We start from the raw sequence: 17405 nt of genomic DNA, 5'->3' as shown, positions 1-17405 counted from the left end.
CCGCTGCTGCATGGCCCATACCATGGTCTTTTCACAAAGGGACCACCATGGCAAAAGGCATGCGGCGCGCAGCGCGCGAGCGGGTGCAGCTGAATCTGGCGCTGCAGGGAGGCGGCGCGCAGGGTGCATTCACCTGGGGCGTGCTTGACCGCCTGCTCGAAGAAGAGGACATCGACATCGGCAGCATCAGCGGCAGCAGTGCCGGCGCGCTGAACGGGGCGGCTTTGGCCACCGGCATGGCGCGCGGCGGCCGCGCAGGTGCGAAGGAGCACCTGGCCATGCTGTGGGAGCAGGTGGCGCAGGCCGGCTCGTTGATGACTCTTCTGCTGCTGCCCCTGCGCAAGCCTGGCATGGGCCTATGGGACGACGCCCTGCCCGTCCTGTCCCCGTACCAGGCCAACCCCATGGGCATGGCGCCGCTGCGCTACATCCTGAACACCTTGGTGGATGAAAACCTGCTGCGCAAGGCCAACACCGCGCCGAAACTCTTCGTCAACGCCCTGCACGTGCAAAGTGGCAGCGGCCGCGTGTTCGGCCCGGCGGACATGAGCATCGACGCCGTACTTGCCTCCGCCTGCGCGCCGCTGTCCTACCAGGCGGTGCAGATCGACGGCGAATCCTACTGGGATGGCAGCTACGCGGCCAACCCGTCGCTGTGGCCGCTGTACGAGGATGCGCTGGACACGGACATCATGCTCGTGGAGCTGACCCCGCTGCACCGGGCCGAGACGCCCTTGTTTGCCAAGAACATCCTCAACCGCATCAACGAGGTGGCGTCGGTCAATGGCCTGGTGTCGGAGCTCCGGGCGCTGGAAATCATCAATCGCAACGTGCCGGGCGCCGACATCCGCATGCATGTGCTGAGCCTGCCCGATCAGCCTGCAGGACTGCTCGCCACCGAGCCTTCGATCAAGCGCACCGTGGGGCGCGTGCTGTTCGAGATGCTGCGCCAAGACGGGCGCAGGGCATGCGATACCTGGTTGACGGAACACGGCGCGCACCTGGGCCGGCATGCGACAGCGGACATCACCGCGCGCTATCTGAGGCCCCATACGCAGCAGCGGGACATGGCTTTGTCCTGAGCCGCTGGCTGGCCAGCTAGCCGCTGCCCGGCGGAACCTGTGGCGCAGCAAATGCGCGGCTGAGATAGCGCGAGCCCTTCAGCCCGAAGCGCCAGGGCACGTCCACCGCTTTGGAAATGCCGATGCGCGGGCCTGCCACGATCTGGTCCGCACCCTCCTGCGCTGCCAGGGCATCCGCCTGCAGCAGCGCAAAAGGCGGCATGTGCAGCGGCACGCCGTTCATCCCCGCATCGATGCCCAGCGCCTGCGCCAGGCGCCCCGGGCCGGCGCACAGCAAGCGCACGTCCTGCAAGCCACGGCGCTGGCGCATGGTGTCGATGCCGTGCGTGGGTTCCAGCGCGCGCAGCAAGACGCCCGCGCCATGGCCCGCCTCGCGGCACACGGTATTCAGGCACCAGTGCAGCCCATACGAGCGGTAGACATAGGCACGGCCGGGCGGGCCGAACATGGCCGCATTGCGCACCGTGGGCCCGCCAAAGGTGTGCGATGCCGGGTCTGTCTGGTCATAGGCCTCGGTCTCCACGATGCACCCGCCCACGCCGTCCACCAGCAGCGTCATGCCGATCAACCTGCGCGCCACCTCGTGTGCAGGGGCGGCAAAGTCGATGTCGGCCACCACCAGCGGGTGGCGTGGCGACAGGTCCGTCAGGCTACGCGCCACGGCATCTACAGGCCTTACGCCTGCACGGCCTCTTCGATGGTCGCTGCCTGGCCAAGCTTGCCAAGCTTGTCATCGGTGGCCTTCTCTTCGGCCAGCGATGCCTGCAGCAGTGGCAGTACCGGCGTGTAGCCCAGCTTGGTAGCCAGAGCGATCAACGTGCTGTAGCTGGCGATCTCGTAGTGCTCCACCTTCTGCGCCGCACCGATCAGGGCCACGTCGAGCACGGGCCCCTTGTCGATTTCGTCGATCAGGTCCTTGCCCTCCTCCACCAGACCCTCCATGGCGGCGCACTTGATGCGCTTGAGTTTGAGGTTCAGGATCTCCACGATCTCGTCGATGCGCTGCACCTGGCCCCGGGTCTCTTCCAGGTGATCGAGGAACGCCTGGGCCAGTTGCCCATCGGCCGCTGCGCGCGCCATCTGCGGGAGGGAGCGGGTCATCTGCTTCTCGGCACTGTAGGTGTCCGACAACTCGTGCAAAAAGAGGTCTTCGACAGTTTTTACGGCCATGAAAATGCTCCTTGGGTTGAAAAGGGGCTATGGTGATTGCGGATCATTTCGCTGCTCGTAAGACAACAGCTTGTGGAAGTGCGAGCCTGCCTGGCGCCGCCGCGCTTGCAATCGCCCTATCCTCGTTCCATTGCCGACCTCCAGTTTTGCCAGCCCTCGCGCGCCATCGCATCGCATGGTGGCCGGCCACCGATTCACGGGAGACCCATGCCTTCATTCAACGCCGGTCACGCGCAGGTCTTCCAGCCCGGGCGGCTTACCCTCGGCTTCATGACGCCCTTCGGCCACGCCGCTGGCGCCATGGCCGATATCCAGGAGACCCCCCGCCTGGCCGCGCTGGCCGACGAACTCGGCTTCGCGGCCCTATGGGCGCGCGATGTGCCGCTGATGATTCCCCAGGGCAGCGACAACACCGCGAGTGCGCTCGACGACCCCTTTCTGTGGCTGGCAGCGCTCGCCTCTTCCACGCGCCGCATCGCCATCGGCGCAGCGGCCATCGTGTTGCCGCTGCGCCACCCGCTGCATGTGGCCAAGGCAGCGCTGTCTCTGGACCGCATCAGCAACGGCCGCTTCATCCTGGGGCTGGGCTCGGGCGACCGGCCCGAGGAATTCGCATCCTTCGGCGAAAACGTGGAAGCGCGTGGCGATGCCTTTCGCGACCGGTGGCCACTGGTACGCGCAGCGCTGTCGCCCGAGCCGCAGGAGCGACAGGCTTTGTTGACGGCAACAGGCGGCTACGACCTCATGCAGCCGCCAGCAGCGCGCATCCCCATGGTGGTGGTCGGCTCGGCCCGGCAGTCGCTGCAATGGACTGCCGCCCATGCCGATGGTTGGGCCAGCTACCACCGAGAGGAGGCAAGGCAGCAAGGCCGTATTCATATGTGGCAGCAGGCGCTGGACCAGAAGGCGGCGGGTGAGCGCAAGCCCTTCGTGCAATCCGTACAGCTCGACCTGCTGGCCGATCCGGCAGCCGGCGCCGTGCCGCTGGAGCTGGGGCTGCGCACGGGGCGCAATGAACTCATCGCCTACCTGCAGCGCCTGCAGGCCATGGGCGTGGGGCATGTGCTGTTCAACCTGGCACAAGGCAGCGGCCGCACACCGGCCGAGGTGCTGCGCGAGATCGGGGAGCAGGTTATGCCCAGCCTGTGACGGCGCGCATGCGCGCGCCCGGGAGCGCCATGGAACCATGGCACCATCGCCTCCACCGCCACCACAACTGCCCCTGGAGTGCCCCGATGCTGATCAACTGCGTAGCCTATGAAAACGGCGCCAAACTGGCTGATATCCCTGTCGCCGATATCAGCGAGTACATCGTGCGGCCCGGCTGCTTCGTATGGGTGGCGCTGGCCGACGCCACGCCCGAAGAGCTCAACGAAATGCGCGAGGAGTTCGGCCTGCACGAGCTGGCGGTGGAAGACGCCCACCACGGCCACCAGCGGCCCAAGGTCGAGGAGTACGGCCCGTCCCTGTTCGTGGTGATGCACCTGCTGGAGCCCGAGCCCGAGCGGCCTGGCCATTTCAGCGCGGGCGAGGTCGATGTCTTCGTGGGCCCCAACTACGTGCTCTCGGTGCGCAACCGCAGCAAGCAGGGGTTCCTCGGCGTGCGCGACCGCTGCGAGCACGAGCCCGACCTGCTTCGCCATGGTTCGGGCTTCGTGCTGTATGCGCTGATGGACGCTGTGGTGGACCGGTACTTCCCCATCATCGATGCCCTGGAAGTCGAACTCGAAAGAATCGAACACCAGATCTTCACAAAAAAAGCGGCTCGCGACAACATCGAACAGCTCTACCACCTCAAGCAGCGCGTGATGCTGCTCAAGCATGCTGTCTCGCCCTTGCTGGAAGGCGCCAGCAAGCTGCATGGCGGCCGGGTGCCGCAGATCTGCATGGGGTCGCAGGAGTATTTTCGCGACGTGGTGGACCACCTGGTGCGAATCAACGGCCTGATCGAGGGTATGCGCGACACCATCGGCACGGCGATTCAGGTGAACCTCTCGATGGTGACCATCGAAGACAACGAGATCACCAAGCGCCTGGCCTCATGGGCCGGCATCTTCGCCATCTGCACCGCCTTTGTCGGCGTGTGGGGCATGAATTTCGAGCACATGCCCGAGCTGAAATGGCGCTACGGCTACCCGGCCGCGCTGCTGCTCATCGTGAGCGTGTGCTCTTATGTGTACTACCGCTTCCGAAAGGCCGGATGGCTGTGACTCTTGAACTGCGAAACGCATCGCACCAGGCCTCGCTGGCTACGGCCTTCGGCTGCCAACATGTTGTTGCGCTCGGATGCTCGACCGGCGCAGCACAATCCGGCATGCTTGACCCTGCCGGTTCATGCCTTCAAGCCCCTGGACCGGCTGCGCGAACAGCAAAAAACAGAATCTTCGGGAGCCCTTCATCCATGCCACCGGCACACACTACCCTTCACGCGCCGCGGGTGCCCGTCAGCACCGAACCACTGGTGGCCCTGGTGGGCGGCATGCAGCAGCTGTCGGTAGATGTGTTTGCGCTGTAGGGCCCGCGCATGAACGAATACATCCTGCTGATGCACCAGGACGCGCCCGACACCCAGGCCGCCGATGACCCCGAGCGCTGGGGCCAGTACCTCGCCCGGCTGCGCAGCACCGGGCAGTTCGATGGCGGCAGCGCCATCGGGCCCGGCGAGCGAGTGCGCAAGGGCCAGCCCGGCCAGGCCGCCACTGGCGGCCCCAGCGGCTTCATCCGCGTGCGCGCCGACAGCCTGCAGGCGGCCAAGGAGCAGTTTCTCGCCGGCAACCCCGTGTACGAAGCGGGCGGCACGGTGGAAGTGCGCGAGCTGCCGCGCAGTTGAGACGGCGCCATTCACCATGGGCTGCAAGAGTTCATAGCCTCACTGGGCGGCCCAGAGGGCAACGAGGCACTATGGCGCCATCGCAGGTGCCGTCATGCCACGCCCACCGGCAGCTGGCCTTGCGCGAGCAGTTCGCGGGTGCGCTGGAGCGTCGAAAGCAGCGCGCTGCAGTAGCCCTTTTCGCCGTCCATCCAGGCCTGCTCCGCCTGCTCTTCGGGGCCACCGGGCTGCTTGCCGCGCAGGCCGAGGTAGCCGTAAAAGCGCAGCTGCAGCTGCCCGTGTTCGTCCTCGAACAGCTCGTTGACGATGGCGCCTTCGCGCGGGCCGCTGGCCTGGAAGAAGGTGACCTTGCTCAAGGGCTCGAAGGCGATGATCTCACGCACATCCTGACCCGCGATGGTGGCCTCGCGCACGATGTGGGTGCCGCTGTCTTGCACCACCTCGCAGTGGGTGCATAGATTGGGTGGCAGAAACAGCCGTGCGTCGCGGGCCTTGAGGACTAGTCCCGCCCAGGCCTGGGCGCGGGTGAGCGGCACTTCGCCCTGTGGGTTGACGAGGACTGTGGCGGTGGAATAGATCATGGCGTTTCCTTTCGGTGTTGCTTGTTGAGAGATTCAGTGCGCGGCGCTCAGGCCGCGTTGGCGATGGCGTGCACAAAGTCGCGGTACGAATGCAGCGGGCGGCCCAGCAGCTGCACCAGGCGCTCTACGTCGCCGGCCTCGGGCACCATGCCGTCGGTCAAGAAGCGCTCGGCCATCAGGCGCATGTCGTAGGCCATCCAGTGCGGCATGGCGTTGCGCAGGTTGGTCTCGAAGCCGGCAGTGTCGTCACCGCCGTAGGCGACAGGGCGGCCCAGCGCGGCGGACCAGAGGGCGGCCACCGCCTCGCCGGTCAGCGTGTCGGGGCCCACCAGGTTGATGCGCGCCAGCGTCAGCGGCTCGCTCGCACGCTCGCGGCGCAGCAGCTCGATGGCGGCGACCTCGGCGATGTCGCGCACGTCCACCATGGCCAGGCCCTTGCTGCCGATGGGCATGGGGTAGACACCGTAGTTGCGCACCACGTCCTTGATGCTGTGGTCGTTGTCCATGAAGTAGGCCGGCCGCAGGATGGTGGCGCCAAAGCCCATCTGCTCCAGCATGCGCTCCACCCCGAACTTGCCCGCGAAGTGCGGCACGTTCAGGTAGCGGTCGCTGTGGATCACCGACAGGTAAACCACGCGCTTTATGCCCGCCTCGCGGGCCAGGTTCAGCGCCAGCAGCGCCTGCGTGAACTCGTCGGGCACCACTGCATTGAGCAGAAACAGCGTGGAGACGCCCTCGAAAGCGCGCCGCAGCGCGTCCACGTCGAGCAGGTCGCCCTGCACCGTTTGCACGCCCGCCGGCAGGTTCGCCCGGGCGGGGTCGCGCACCAAAGCGCGTAGTTCGGCGCCGCGGTTCACGAGTTGGTTGACGACCTGGCGGCCTACGTTGCCCGTGGCGCCGGTGATGAGGATGGTCATGGAAATGCTCCGTTGCATGTTGAAGGAGCCCTGATCTTCTTTGTTCCGCCTGATTTCCGATAGCCGTTATATTTAGACTTTGCGTCTCACTGGTGGAACACATGGATCTGCTCGCATTGGCCGACTTCACGCTGGTGGCCCGGCATGGCGGCTTTGGCCGCGCCGCGCGCGAATCGGGCCGGCCCAAGGCCACCCTGTCGCGCCGGGTGGCCGACCTGGAAAGCGGCCTGAACCTGCGCCTGTTCGAGCGCGGGCCGCGCGTGCTCAAGCTCACCGAAGAGGGGCGCGCGCTGTACGAGAAGACCTCGGTGCTGCTCGCCCAGCTCGACGAGAGCACCACCGCCATCGCCAGCGGCGGCGGCGCGCCGCGCGGGCGGCTGCGGGTGAGCGCGCCCCTGCTCTTTTCGCAGGCCGCCATGGGCAAGCTGGCCGCCCGCTTTGCCCTGCAGCACCGCGAGGTGCGCCTGGAGGTGACGACCGAAGACCGGCCGGTGGACATGGTGGAAGAAGGCTACGACCTGGTGATCCGCGTCAACCCCGACCCGGACGAGCGCCTGGTCGGGCGCATCTTCATGCGCGACCAGATCGTGGTCGTCGCCAGCCCCGAGCTCGGCCGGCCATCGGGCGCCACCCCTGTCCCGGCCGTGCTGCATGGGGGCGCAGGCGCGGACGCCGCCGCCCCTGCCACCACCTGGGACCTGACCGACGCCAAGGGCAAACCGAAGCGCCTGGCGGTGCAACCCGTGCTGCACCTGTCCTCGCTGTTCATGGTGCGCGATGCAGTGCGCGCCCAGGTGGGTGCCGCACGCCTGCCCCTGTCTCTGGTGCTGCACGACCTGGCGGCCGGAACGCTGGTGCAGTGGGGCGATGTACCAGGCCCGGAGATCGCGCTGTGGGCGCTCTACCCCTCGCGCCGCCTGCTGAGCCCGCGCGTCTCGGCCTTTCTGGACCTGTTGAAGGAGGCGTTTCCACAAGGCACGCCGCAGGAGCTGGCGGCGTACATCGCGTGAGGTGGCGGGGCGGCTTGCAAAGACCAGCGCGCCAGCGGCTGCAGGCTATGCCGCGTGGGCCCGCAGCCAGGCGACCATATCGGCAGTCACCTCGTCGCGATTTGTCTCATTGAGGATTTCGTGGCGCGCTGCGGGGTACAACTTGACGGTCACGTCCGCTATCCCCGCATCACGGTAGCGCTGCCCCAGCAGCTCAATGAGCGCACCGCCACCGGCCAGCGGATCGGCGTCGCCAGAGGCCATCAGGAGGGGCAGGTCACTGCGGATGCCCGCCAGCAGCGCCGGGTCCGCCAGCCGGGCAGCGGAGGCGAACAGCGAGGGGATCACATCGCCCGGCACCTCCCATCCGCACCAGGGGTCGGCCACATAGGCATCGACCTCCGCCTCGTCCCGTGAAAGCCATTCGTATCCCGTACGGTGCTCAAAGCCTGCATTGAATGCCTCCAGCCCCGCCGGCGCATCGGCAGGGGCATTGGCCATTGCAGCGGCAAGCGCGTCGAGCGCGGTGGAGCCGGAGAGAATGACACCGGCCCATGTCGATGCGTGGTCCAGGATCGCCGCTTGCGCTGCAAACGAACCCATCGAATGGGCCAACAGAAACACCGGAAGGCCGCCATGCTGCGCACGCAGTGCCGACCCATACTGGGCCACATCGGCAATCAGCCCGCTGAACCCGGCGCTGCCGAAATCGCCCAGCCGAGCACCGCCGGTACGCCCGTGTCCACGATGATCGACCGCGTGGACCACAAACCCCGCGGCATTGAGCTGCCTTGCAAAGCGGTCGTAGCGTTCACCATGCTCGGCAAGTCCGTGGGCAATCTGCACCACACCGGTGGGGCGTCCAGCGATGTCGGCCCAGGTGTAGGTCGCGACCTTGGTGCCGTCTGCGTTGGAGAGAAATGAAGAGGTCGAAGTGCTCATCCTTTCATTCTGACACGCCGGTGTTTTGGGGTGCAAGGCGGGCATTGGAATCGCCCCAGAACCAGGCCGTTCCGCCTGCCTTTGCCGCGGTGTCGGACGTCAGCAGCGGCGAAAAACCGCTGCCGATCTGCACTGGCGGGGTCTCGTAGAACACCTTGTTCTTCAAGAGCGCGTGGCCCCACATCCACAGGCTGCCGTCCGCCTTGAGGGCCACCATGTAGCGGCTGCCCACGGCGACCTGGGTGAAGCCGGCGCCGATGTCGACCGGCTTGTCCGTGTTGACCGAGGTGCCGTTGCCCAGTTGCCCAGGTCCACAGCGGCTGACGCGTGTCCATCCCCCATTCTTCGCAGGGCGCCACGCGCTCGACGGGTGTACACCCGAGCGAACGATGGGCACGACGGCCGGCGATGCACAATGCCCTCCATGTGCGATCGTCGCCATCGGCCCCCGGGGCTGGCGGCAACAACACCAGGAGGTCAGGCTTGAAACCCATGCACTATTTTTCCCTTGCGGGTGTGCTCGTCCCGCTCGTGCTCTATGTGACTGGGCACGCTGAGGCCGCAGGTGTCGTCATCGTGCTGGCCCTCGTGATCGAGGTAGTTGTCTCTGCCATCACGGGCAAAAAGGGCAATGCGACCGAGCGCTGAACGTGGGTGTCGGGCCCGCAGCGGCCGTTGAAAATGCAGATCCCCCAAGGAGCCAATTTGGACAGTTCGATTTTGGAGCGTTTGCTGGCCCCCTCGTTTCTGGGGGAGCACATGGCCCGGCACCAGGATTCCAGCGGTGCATCGCTGCTCAGCGCCGTGCCCAGCGCCATCGGTGCTTCGGGCTACCTTTCCGATCTGACCGGAGTGACCTTGGCATGGAGCCACCCCACAGGCGCCCCGACGCGGGCTGTGTTGAAGGTGTCACACCCCGGGTTTGGGCAGCCGGAGTTGCCGTTCTACGAGACCATCGCCAGGCAGCTGAACAGCCCGGTCATCCCCCGGTTTTACGCCGGAGGCGTGGACGAACCCACGGGCCGCACCTGGCTGCTGATGGAGGACCTGTCGGAGTCGCACCAGCAGCCCAGCGACGAGCCCTTGCCGCCCACGTTCGAACGCTGCACCCTCATTGTCGAAGCGCTGGCGCGGTTCCATGCCATTGGCTGGACCGGTGGCGATCAGGGCACCGTGCCTGGCATGGGCCCCACGCTCTGGAGCCGGCTTCAGGCATCGGAATGGCTGCCAGGCGCCTGCGAGCGCCTGTTTGCGCAGGCCGGCGATGCGCTGGATGAGCGCACGCGGGATACCTACGCGCAGTTCCTGCCCGGGCTGCCAGCGCTCATCGAGCGGGCCAACCAATTCCAGCACAAGACCCTGGTCCACGGCGATGCCCACGTCTGGAACTGGATGGTTCCCCGCGACAGCGCAGCAGGGGTCGCGAAGCTCATCGACTGGGATGGCTGGCATGTGGGCACCGGTGTCTGGGACCTGGCCTACATGATGGCCCTGCAGTGGGACCGCGCCGTGCGCCAGCGCTTTGAAATGCCGCTGCTCGACCGCTACCACGCAGTGCTCACCGCCCAAGGGGTGGCGGGCTATTCGCGCTCGGCGTTTCAGCAGGACTATCGCCTGGCGGTGCTGCTGCACCTGCGCACACCAATGGCGAGGTTTGCGCGGGGCATGTCGGCCTTCGTCTGGTGGCCCCAGCTCACCCGGGTGGCGCATGCGGTGGAGGATCTGGGCTGCCTGGATTTGCTGGAGTGACCCATGGCACCGAACGAAAGCCCGGCTACTGCGGTGCCAGCCAGGAACCAACCCGTTGCAAGTGGCCCTGAAAAAGCGCTGCATAGTCGCGGGGTGCTGCCGCGACGACGCTGTGCCGCGCTGCGAGACTCTGGCGCCAGAGCCCGACCTTGGCCAGCCCTTCGAAAAGCGCTGCATTGCCTTCAGCGGGCAGTCCCTCGAAATAGCGAAAGAGCGGCGCGAACACGGCATCGACCATGCTGAACTGGCTTGCGCCGAAGTACGGGCCGGCGCCGAGTGCGTCCTCAAGCCGCTCGAGCTTGTCCCTGAAAACCACGGCTTTCATGCTGGCTGAGGTGGAATCCCTGGCGTTCAAATAGCCCCAGGCATCGGCCAGGGTCGCCGACCCGAACTCGATCCAGGCGCGGTGTTGAGCGCGTACCAGGGGGTCGCTCGGATGCAGTGGTGCGCCGCGCTGTGTCTCGTCCAGATATTCGCAGATGGCCATGCTTTCGAACAGCACCTGGTGCGACCCATCGCCGCCATGGATCTGGAGCAAGGGCACCTTGCTGGTCGGCGACATCGCCAGGAACCAGGCAGGCTTTGCCGAAAGGTCCACGTTGATCCTGTCGAAGGGAATGCCTTTTTCCAGCAGCACGATAGCGGCGCGCTGTACATACGGGCACAGGGGGTGGCTGATGAGGCTGAGTGCAGAGGTCGACATGGCGGGCTTCGATCCATTGGAGGGTTCGGGGACTGTTAGTTGGCGTGCAATCACACGGGGCAAGCGCAAACTTCATTTGAAAATTCTCAGCCGTGAAGGCAAGTGCGATGCCGGGGTCTACAGCAACTGCCCACCCGACACATCGAACGATGTGCCACTGGCCCATGCCATGTCGGTGGACAAAATGGCGGCTACCGCTCGCCCGACGTCATCAGGCTGGCCCACTCGCCCCAGTGCGATGCCCTGAGCCACATAGGCGTTGACACCCTCGTTGTCGCGCACCGCGCCGCCCATGAAGTCGGTCGCGATGGCTCCGGGGGCGATGGTGTTCACCCGGATTCGGCGCGCGCCCAGCTCGACGGCCATGTAGCGGGTCAACACTTCAACGGCCGCCTTTACCGCCGCGTAAACGCTGTAGCCTGGCAGCGTGAAACGAACGAAGCCCGAAGAAACATTCAGGATGCTGCCGCCGTCTTCGAGGAGGGGCAGCAATCGTTGCGTCAGAAAAAGCGGTGCGCGCAGATGGGCATCGACCAGGGCGTCGAACTGCGCTTCGGTCGTGTCGGTGAACGGGGCATGCAAGCCGATGCCGGCGTTGTTGACGAGGTAGTCGAAGCGCGTGCGCCCAAAGCGCTCCTGCAGCGCAGCGCCAACGGTTTCGCTGAACGGGGCAAAAGACGCGGTGTCGGCCACATCCAGCCGACACATCACCGCCTTGCCGCCCCGCTCCTCAATCTCGCGTTGCAGCGCCTCGGCTTCGTTCTGGCCCGTGCGGTAGGTTCCAATGATGCCGACACCCCGCTCGGCCAGGTGCAGGGCCATGTTGCGGTCAAGTCCACGGCTTGCACCGGTAATCAGCGCGATCTTTGCTGTCATATCTGAACTCATTTCATTTCTGTGATTGAAATGGCGGAAATCGCCAAGAGCTCACAATTTATGGCGAAGCGCTTTTCATGGCTTGCCTGATACGCTTGTTCTCTTGCACGATCGACTCACCCCATAGTGTTCTGTCCCGTAAATAGATGCCAAAATAAAACCGATGGATTTCGCGCCAGCGCAAGGCGCAAACCGCAGCGATAGCCAGTGCTATCGCGAGGATTTGCAACGCGGCCCTGGCGTGAAAGACGCGGTTTTATTGGCATTTATTTACGGGACAGGACACTAGATACCCGCCGAGCCCCCCATGGACACCCACCTTTCGACCCCGCTGGAAACGGTGCTGCACGGCATCCAGCCGGGTACCTTGAAGTCGGGCATTCCCCGCATCGAGTTGCACGTCGACCAAGGGCAGGACAGTGAGAACGCGTGCCAGTACCGCGCCATGGCGTGCTTCATCCTGCAAGGAAGCAAGCGCGTCTCCTTCGGTGACAAGGTGCTGCGCTACGAGGCGGGCCACTATCTGGTCAGCGCACTGGATCTGCCGCTCATGGGACAGGTCTACAGGGATGCGCGCCAACGGCCCTATATCGCGCTCACGCTGGTGCTGGACCCGGTGGTGCTCAATGAGCTGATCCTGTCCATGCCTGCTTCGCGCGGCGGCGAAGGCAGCGAGTTGGGTTTATCGACAGCGCCCATGGGGCGGGAGCTTGAAGATGTCCTGGCCCGTGCCTTGGTGCTGATGCAGCGGCCGCAGGACATTCCCATTCTGGCCCCACTGCTTGAACGAGAGTTGCTCTATCGCTTGTTGAACGGCCCCCATGGCATGCTGTTGCGCCAGGTTGCGAGTGCCAAGGGACCACTGCCGAAAGTACGAAAGGCCATCGGCTGGATTGGCCAGAACTTCAACCAGCCCATCAGGATCGATGATGTCGGCGCAGCATGCGGGATGAGCCGGGCGAGTCTGAATCGGAGCTTTCGGGAGATCACAGGCCTCAGCCCGTTGCAGTACCAGAAGCACCTTCGCCTGCTGGAGGCGCGCCGCCTGCTGCTGGGCGGCGAGCACAACGTATCCGGTGCGGCGTTCGCTGTGGGCTACGAGAGTTCGTCGCAGTTCAGCCGCGACTATCTGAGGCACTTCGACGCCAGCCCTAGCCAGGACTTGCGACGCAGCATGCATGCCAGCGCCGGGACTCCCGAAAGGTGTGAGACACCTCCCGGGCCCGGGCTCTGATTTGCCACCTGCCCGTTGGCTCCAGCACCCAGCCATCCTTGCAGTTGTGTAGAGAGTGGTACCTGCCAGCGCCCTGCCCCTGCAGCACGGCGCGCAGGCGCCGATCAATCACTCACCGAACCACCGGCGCATCAGGCAACTCGTTGGCGTAAGCGGTGCCTGTGCCCAGTCTTGGGAAATGCGCCGCCTGCCTGGCCGACACCGCGTCCACTGCCTGCGCCAGGCCTTCTTCGTAGCGGCCTTCGCGCAGGTGCACCGCCAGTTGGGACACCAGCGCCTCCCATTCGCCCGGCGCCACGCTGCGCGCCAGGCCACGGTCGGCAACGATCTCGATGGCGTGCTCGGGCACCAGCAGGTAGATCAGCACGCCGTTGTTGTGTTCGGTGTCCCACACGCGCAGCTTGCTGAACAGCATGAGGGCACGTTCGCGGGCGGTGGCGTCGCGGTGCAGGTAGCTCCAGGGCAGCGCGCCTTCGGCGCAGATGCGGATCTGCCCGGTGTGCAGCTGCTCGCTGGCCGCCACGCGCGCAGACAGGCGTGCCAAGGCGTCGTCGGGCAAGGCCCGGCGCACATCGCCCTCTTGCCAGCGGTGCACGGCCAGGCGCCGCAGCGCGCGCAAGGACCGGGAAAGAGACAGGGACAGGGCCATGGCTACCACCCCCCGGAGGCACCGCCCCCGCCGAAGTTGCCACCGCCGCCCGAGCTGAAGCCGCCGCCCGAACCACCGCGCGAGCCGCCGCCTCCGAAGCCGCCACCGCCAAGACCTCCCAGGCCCCCGAGCCCACCGCCCCAAGGGCCGCCCGAGCCACCCTGTCGCATGGTGGTGCGCCGGCCTGCGCCGGCCAGCAGCGTGAACAGCAGGCCCGCCACACCGGCCAGCCCCGCCAGCAGCACACTGGACGTGAGCACAAAGGCGCCCACGCCCGCCGCACCGCCCGTGACGACCGAGCCGAATGCGCTGCCGAACATCGAGCGCGCGATCGGCCCGCCGATCAGCACGCCCATCACCAGCATGATGGCGGCCTCGCCCCAGCCAAAGCCTGAGCCGATGCCTTGGCCCGGCGCTTGCTGTGACTGTGGCGCCGAGGGTTCGGGCAGCGGCTCGCGCGCAATGAGTGCACCCAGTTGCGTGGCGGCAGCCTGCAGCCCGCCGGCAAAGTCGCCAGAGCGAAAGCGCGGCTGCAGCGTGCCGTCGATGATGCGCGCCGCCGATATGTCGGGGATGGCGCCTTCGAGCGCCTTGGCCACTTCGATGCGCATCTTGCGGTCGTCCTTGGCGACCAGCACCAGCACGCCGTCGCCCACGTCGCGGCGCCCGATCTTCCACTGGTTGGCCACGCGGTTGGCGTAGGCGGCAATGTCCTCGGGCGCGGTGGTGGGCACCATCAGCACCACCACCTGGCTGCCCTGGCTGGTCTCCAGCGCGGCCAGCTGCGCTTCAAGGGCCTGGTGCTGCGCGGCATTGAGCGTGCCTGTGCCATCCACCACATGGCCGGTAAGGGCCGGCACCGGCTGCACGGGCGCCTGGGCCCCGGCGCAGAGCGACCCCAGCAGCAGCGTGGCGGCAACGGCGAGGTGGCGCCACAAGGGCTTGGCGTGCGGCATGGGCCCGCAGCTCACGGCTTCTTGGGGGTGGACGAAAAATCCACCGTGGGCGGGGTCGAGATCTGGGCCTCATTGGGCACGGCCATCGGCGGCTTGGGGTCATAGCTGAAGACCTTGGCCGTGATGTTGGCGGGAAAGCTGCGCGCCAGGGTGTTGTACTGCTGCACGGTGTCGATGTAGCGGTTGCGCGCCACGGCGATGCGGTTCTCGGTGCCCTCCAGCGTCACGCGCAGGTCGCGAAAGCCCTGGTTGGCCTGCAGCGTGGGGTAGCGCTCGGACACCGCGATCAAGCGCGACAGCGCGCTCGACAGCTCGCCCTGCGCCGCCTGGAACTTGCGCATGGCCTCGGGGTCGCTGAGGGTTTCGGGCGTGACCTGGATCGCGGTGGCCTGGGCGCGGGCCTGCACCACGCGGGTCAGCGTTTCCTGCTCGAAATTGGCCTCGCCCTTCACGCTGGCCACGATGTTGGGCACCAGCTCCGCGCGGCGCTGGTATTGGTTGAGCACCTCGCTCCACGCGGCCTTGGACTGTTCGTCCAGACGCTGAAAATCGTTGTATCCGCAGCCCGTGAGTGCGAGGGCGGCAGCAAAGGCGAGGAGGATGGCGGTGAGGCGTTGGATCATGTTCGTAGGCCGTGGGCAAGACAGCGCCCGGCGGCGAATCGAACATAGGCCATTCTCACGCGGCGACGTGTAGGAGCGGGGCTATTCCCAGCCCTGCGGCAGCCAACCTCGGCACAGGTGCCACCCGCCACTGAGGGGCGAGCAGCGCCCGGGGCTACCGACCTCAGGCCGAGGCCGCACCGCGCGGCAAGGCGCGCAGCGCGTCGTAGACCTCGCGCGCCCAATCCTTGTCCCAGTGCGAAAGCGCCTTGTCGTACTGCACGTAGAAGTGTTCGAACGCGCTGTCCCCTTCCACCCAGGCCAGGGCCAGGGGCAGCCTGCTGGGCAACAGCTCACCGGGCCCCTCGTCGGGGCTGGTGGCAACGCGCAGTACGTCGCCGGCTGTGGTGCATGCATCCAGCGTGGGCAAAATCTCGTCACCGAGGTATTCGAACAGCGCTGGAACCAGCCGGTCCACGTACTCGGCATTGCGCAGGGTGCCGCCCATGCTCATCCACTCCGCCCCCCGCCCATGGTCGACCATGAATGCGGCGATGCCGCGGTACTCGCGGCCCCGCACCTGCATCCGCTGGATGCCGCCGCTGGCCTCGAGCACGGCCGGGGGCAGGTCCGGCACGATGGCTGCGATCACCTCGAACGACAGGCGTTCTTCGAAGGTCGAGAAGTTGATGGCGATGGTCTGCTTGCCGACCGGCACCACGCGCTCGGCCACCAGCGGGATTTCAGAGCGAAAAGGCTCGCCGCGATGGAAACTGAAGCCCAGTGCCTCCAGGCGTGGCCTCCACGCGGCCTCGCACCGCGCCATCACCGCGTCGCGGTCTTCCACGCCCAGGCGGGGGGGTGGGATGGCACCATCGCCCCGATCGAAGCGCGAGAGGCCCTCGAAGGTCAGCACATAGCCAAACGGCAGGTACAGCCGCGCCGCCTGGTCGTCGTAGACACTGAACCCGAGCCCGGTAGCGCTTTGCACCACCACCTCCTGGAAATTCTCGGGGCCATCAAACTCCAGGCCGTAACTGCGCTCCTGGTGCTCGGGATCGATGGGAAACTCGATCCACTCCCTGGGCGTGCCCTGCGCCACCATGCGCGCCTCGATCTCGTCGCGCAACTGCTGCCACTTTGCAGACCGGGGCGAAGCCCGGTCACCAAGGTACTGGTGCAACTTCTCCGCCGCCGCCAGGCTGGTGGGTTGGGGGTGCTCCCAGATATGGACCACATAGCTCATCGAGGCTCTCCGTGCAGTAGCGATGGTTCGGCATTATCTGCGGTCGCAGTGTGCGCGGGTTGCGCGTGAAGTCTCCATCACCGCCTGAAGTCATCCCACGCCGGCACCAGCGAAACAACGGCCAGCAGCACCGCGACCGGGATCGTGAAGCCGTAGCCGAACGCCTTGAACCCGAAGGCACCCGATATGCCGCCCAGCAGAAATGCCAGGAACAGTCCACCCAGCACCTTCATGCGGTCGCGGTCGGCACGCACCGGGTTTGCGGCGCTGCGGTCGGCGTTCCAGTACAGCAGCTTGCCCAGCTCAATGCCCAGGTCGGTCACGATGCCGGTCATGTGCGTGGTGCGGATCACGGCGCCCGACAGCTTGGTCACCACCGCGTTCTGCAGGCCCATGATGAAGCACAGCAGCACCACCGTGAAGGGCAGCAGCAGCCCCTCGAACGACGCCAGGCGGGCCCCGAGCAGGCCGAAGCAGAGGATGAGCACCGACTCCAGCAACAAGGGAAGGGCGTACTCGCTCGCCATCGCCTTGCGCCGGGCAAAGTTGACCAGAATGGCGCAGCACATCGCACCGAGCAGAAACGACAGCACGGCCACGATGCCATCCACCACCAGCCCGAGCTGGCCCAGCGCCAGGTTGTCGGCCACCGCCGACACCATTCCGGTGACGTGCGAGGTGTACTGCTGCACCGCCAGAAAGCCCCCGGCATTGATGGCCCCGGCCACAAAGGCCAGGAACCAGCCCAGCTGGCGGTTGGACGCCGCAGTGCGGTGGCTGCCCACCAGAAATCGGGCGTAGTTGGTCGGCATCAGCTCCTGTGTCCTTCTGCATAAAACCATGCTTGGCGGTATTCGATTGGAACACCTCCGGGGCAGG

Annotated in this window: 21 protein-coding genes; 8 read left to right on the top strand and 13 right to left on the bottom strand. The window is 66.3% G+C overall.

Translation table 11 applies throughout. The annotated features are described in order from the left end of the window. The first annotated feature begins 47 nt into the window (after positions 1-47). On the top strand, positions 48-1082 hold the full coding sequence (locus ACSQ3Y_RS15490; protein ID WP_436177944.1) for a patatin-like phospholipase family protein: 1035 nt from the start codon (positions 48-50) through the stop codon (positions 1080-1082). Between the two features lie 16 nt (positions 1083-1098). Here ACSQ3Y_RS15490 and ACSQ3Y_RS15485 read toward each other — a convergent pair whose 3' ends face one another. Continuing rightward, complete coding sequence (locus tag ACSQ3Y_RS15485) at positions 1099-1743, bottom strand: DNA-3-methyladenine glycosylase (protein ID WP_082608184.1); 645 nt, start codon at positions 1741-1743, stop codon at positions 1099-1101. Positions 1744-1757: 14 nt separating this feature from the next. After that, on the bottom strand, positions 1758-2252 hold the full coding sequence (locus ACSQ3Y_RS15480) for a ferritin-like domain-containing protein (protein WP_436177943.1): 495 nt from the start codon (positions 2250-2252) through the stop codon (positions 1758-1760). A gap of 207 nt (positions 2253-2459) precedes the next feature. Here ACSQ3Y_RS15480 and ACSQ3Y_RS15475 point away from each other — a divergent pair, with 207 nt between their 5' ends. The 3 genes from ACSQ3Y_RS15475 (at position 2460) to ACSQ3Y_RS15465 (ending at position 5082) form a co-directional block, all read left to right on the top strand. Beyond that, complete coding sequence (locus tag ACSQ3Y_RS15475) at positions 2460-3401, top strand: TIGR03571 family LLM class oxidoreductase (RefSeq protein WP_057268272.1); 942 nt, start codon at positions 2460-2462, stop codon at positions 3399-3401. Between the two features lie 86 nt (positions 3402-3487). Beyond that, positions 3488-4462 (top strand): magnesium and cobalt transport protein CorA, encoded by a 975-nt coding sequence (locus ACSQ3Y_RS15470; protein WP_057268273.1) that lies wholly within the window; start codon positions 3488-3490, stop codon positions 4460-4462. A gap of 314 nt (positions 4463-4776) precedes the next feature. After that, positions 4777-5082 carry a hypothetical protein gene (locus ACSQ3Y_RS15465; RefSeq protein ID WP_436177942.1) on the top strand — a complete coding sequence of 102 codons (306 nt, stop codon included), beginning with the start codon at positions 4777-4779 and terminating at the stop codon, positions 5080-5082. A 92-nt stretch (positions 5083-5174) separates the two neighbouring features. Here the strand turns inward: ACSQ3Y_RS15465 and ACSQ3Y_RS15460 are convergent, their stop codons facing one another. Together ACSQ3Y_RS15460 and ACSQ3Y_RS15455 are read right to left on the bottom strand one after the other, a co-directional pair. Beyond that, positions 5175-5663, bottom strand: a complete 489-nt coding sequence (locus ACSQ3Y_RS15460; RefSeq protein WP_436177941.1) for an AtaL-like protein — start codon at positions 5661-5663, stop codon at positions 5175-5177. Positions 5664-5710: 47 nt separating this feature from the next. Beyond that, a complete protein-coding gene (locus tag ACSQ3Y_RS15455) occupies positions 5711-6580 on the bottom strand; it encodes an SDR family oxidoreductase (RefSeq protein WP_436177940.1) in 870 nt (289 codons plus the stop codon). A gap of 101 nt (positions 6581-6681) precedes the next feature. On the opposite strand from ACSQ3Y_RS15455, the gene ACSQ3Y_RS15450 reads away from it, so the two are divergent. Next, on the top strand, positions 6682-7590 hold the full coding sequence (locus tag ACSQ3Y_RS15450; protein WP_436177939.1) for a LysR family transcriptional regulator: 909 nt from the start codon (positions 6682-6684) through the stop codon (positions 7588-7590). 45 nt (positions 7591-7635) lie between these two features. Here ACSQ3Y_RS15450 and ACSQ3Y_RS15445 read toward each other — a convergent pair whose 3' ends face one another. Continuing rightward, the gene (locus ACSQ3Y_RS15445; protein WP_436177938.1) at positions 7636-8511 is read right to left on the bottom strand and encodes an alpha/beta fold hydrolase; all 876 of its coding nucleotides are present in this window, start codon (positions 8509-8511) and stop codon (positions 7636-7638) included. A 4-nt stretch (positions 8512-8515) separates the two neighbouring features. After that, positions 8516-8908: a hypothetical protein gene (locus tag ACSQ3Y_RS15440; RefSeq protein WP_057202841.1), complete on the bottom strand. Its 393-nt coding sequence runs from the start codon at positions 8906-8908 to the stop codon at positions 8516-8518. A gap of 86 nt (positions 8909-8994) precedes the next feature. On the opposite strand from ACSQ3Y_RS15440, the gene ACSQ3Y_RS15435 reads away from it, so the two are divergent. Both ACSQ3Y_RS15435 and ACSQ3Y_RS15430 read left to right on the top strand, forming a co-directional pair. Continuing rightward, on the top strand, positions 8995-9159 hold the full coding sequence (locus ACSQ3Y_RS15435) for a hypothetical protein (RefSeq protein ID WP_157412524.1): 165 nt from the start codon (positions 8995-8997) through the stop codon (positions 9157-9159). Positions 9160-9216: 57 nt separating this feature from the next. Continuing rightward, a complete protein-coding gene (locus ACSQ3Y_RS15430) occupies positions 9217-10260 on the top strand; it encodes an aminoglycoside phosphotransferase family protein (RefSeq protein WP_436177937.1) in 1044 nt (347 codons plus the stop codon). Between the two features lie 25 nt (positions 10261-10285). Here ACSQ3Y_RS15430 and ACSQ3Y_RS15425 read toward each other — a convergent pair whose 3' ends face one another. Further along, positions 10286-10963 carry a glutathione S-transferase family protein gene (locus tag ACSQ3Y_RS15425; RefSeq protein WP_428001270.1) on the bottom strand — a complete coding sequence of 226 codons (678 nt, stop codon included), beginning with the start codon at positions 10961-10963 and terminating at the stop codon, positions 10286-10288. 117 nt (positions 10964-11080) lie between these two features. Then, positions 11081-11839, bottom strand: coding sequence for an SDR family NAD(P)-dependent oxidoreductase (locus ACSQ3Y_RS15420; protein ID WP_436177936.1), 759 nt, complete (start codon positions 11837-11839; stop codon positions 11081-11083). A 307-nt stretch (positions 11840-12146) separates the two neighbouring features. On the opposite strand from ACSQ3Y_RS15420, the gene ACSQ3Y_RS15415 reads away from it, so the two are divergent. Then, the gene (locus ACSQ3Y_RS15415) at positions 12147-13073 is read left to right on the top strand and encodes an AraC family transcriptional regulator N-terminal domain-containing protein (RefSeq protein ID WP_436177935.1); all 927 of its coding nucleotides are present in this window, start codon (positions 12147-12149) and stop codon (positions 13071-13073) included. 112 nt (positions 13074-13185) lie between these two features. Here ACSQ3Y_RS15415 and ACSQ3Y_RS15410 read toward each other — a convergent pair whose 3' ends face one another. The 5 genes from ACSQ3Y_RS15410 to ACSQ3Y_RS15390 all read right to left on the bottom strand — a co-directional run bounded on the left by ACSQ3Y_RS15410 (position 13186) and on the right by ACSQ3Y_RS15390 (position 17338). Continuing rightward, on the bottom strand, positions 13186-13722 hold the full coding sequence (locus ACSQ3Y_RS15410; protein ID WP_436177934.1) for a TPM domain-containing protein: 537 nt from the start codon (positions 13720-13722) through the stop codon (positions 13186-13188). A gap of 2 nt (positions 13723-13724) precedes the next feature. After that, on the bottom strand, positions 13725-14678 hold the full coding sequence (locus ACSQ3Y_RS15405; protein ID WP_436177933.1) for a TPM domain-containing protein: 954 nt from the start codon (positions 14676-14678) through the stop codon (positions 13725-13727). An 11-nt stretch (positions 14679-14689) separates the two neighbouring features. Then, on the bottom strand, positions 14690-15301 hold the full coding sequence (locus tag ACSQ3Y_RS15400) for a LemA family protein (RefSeq protein WP_436177932.1): 612 nt from the start codon (positions 15299-15301) through the stop codon (positions 14690-14692). A 163-nt stretch (positions 15302-15464) separates the two neighbouring features. Beyond that, positions 15465-16526, bottom strand: a complete 1062-nt coding sequence (locus ACSQ3Y_RS15395) for a hypothetical protein (protein WP_436177931.1) — start codon at positions 16524-16526, stop codon at positions 15465-15467. 77 nt (positions 16527-16603) lie between these two features. Next, entirely contained in the window at positions 16604-17338 is a 735-nt protein-coding gene (locus tag ACSQ3Y_RS15390) for a YoaK family protein (protein WP_057202836.1), read from the bottom strand. Between the last annotated feature and the right edge of the window lie 67 nt (positions 17339-17405).

The sequence above is a fragment of the Acidovorax sp. LjRoot66 genome, assembly GCF_964253305.1.
Lineage (GTDB): Bacteria > Pseudomonadota > Gammaproteobacteria > Burkholderiales > Burkholderiaceae_C > Acidovorax.
Note: the sequence above shows the minus strand (reverse complement) of the source record. Positions and strands in the feature narration are given on the sequence as shown.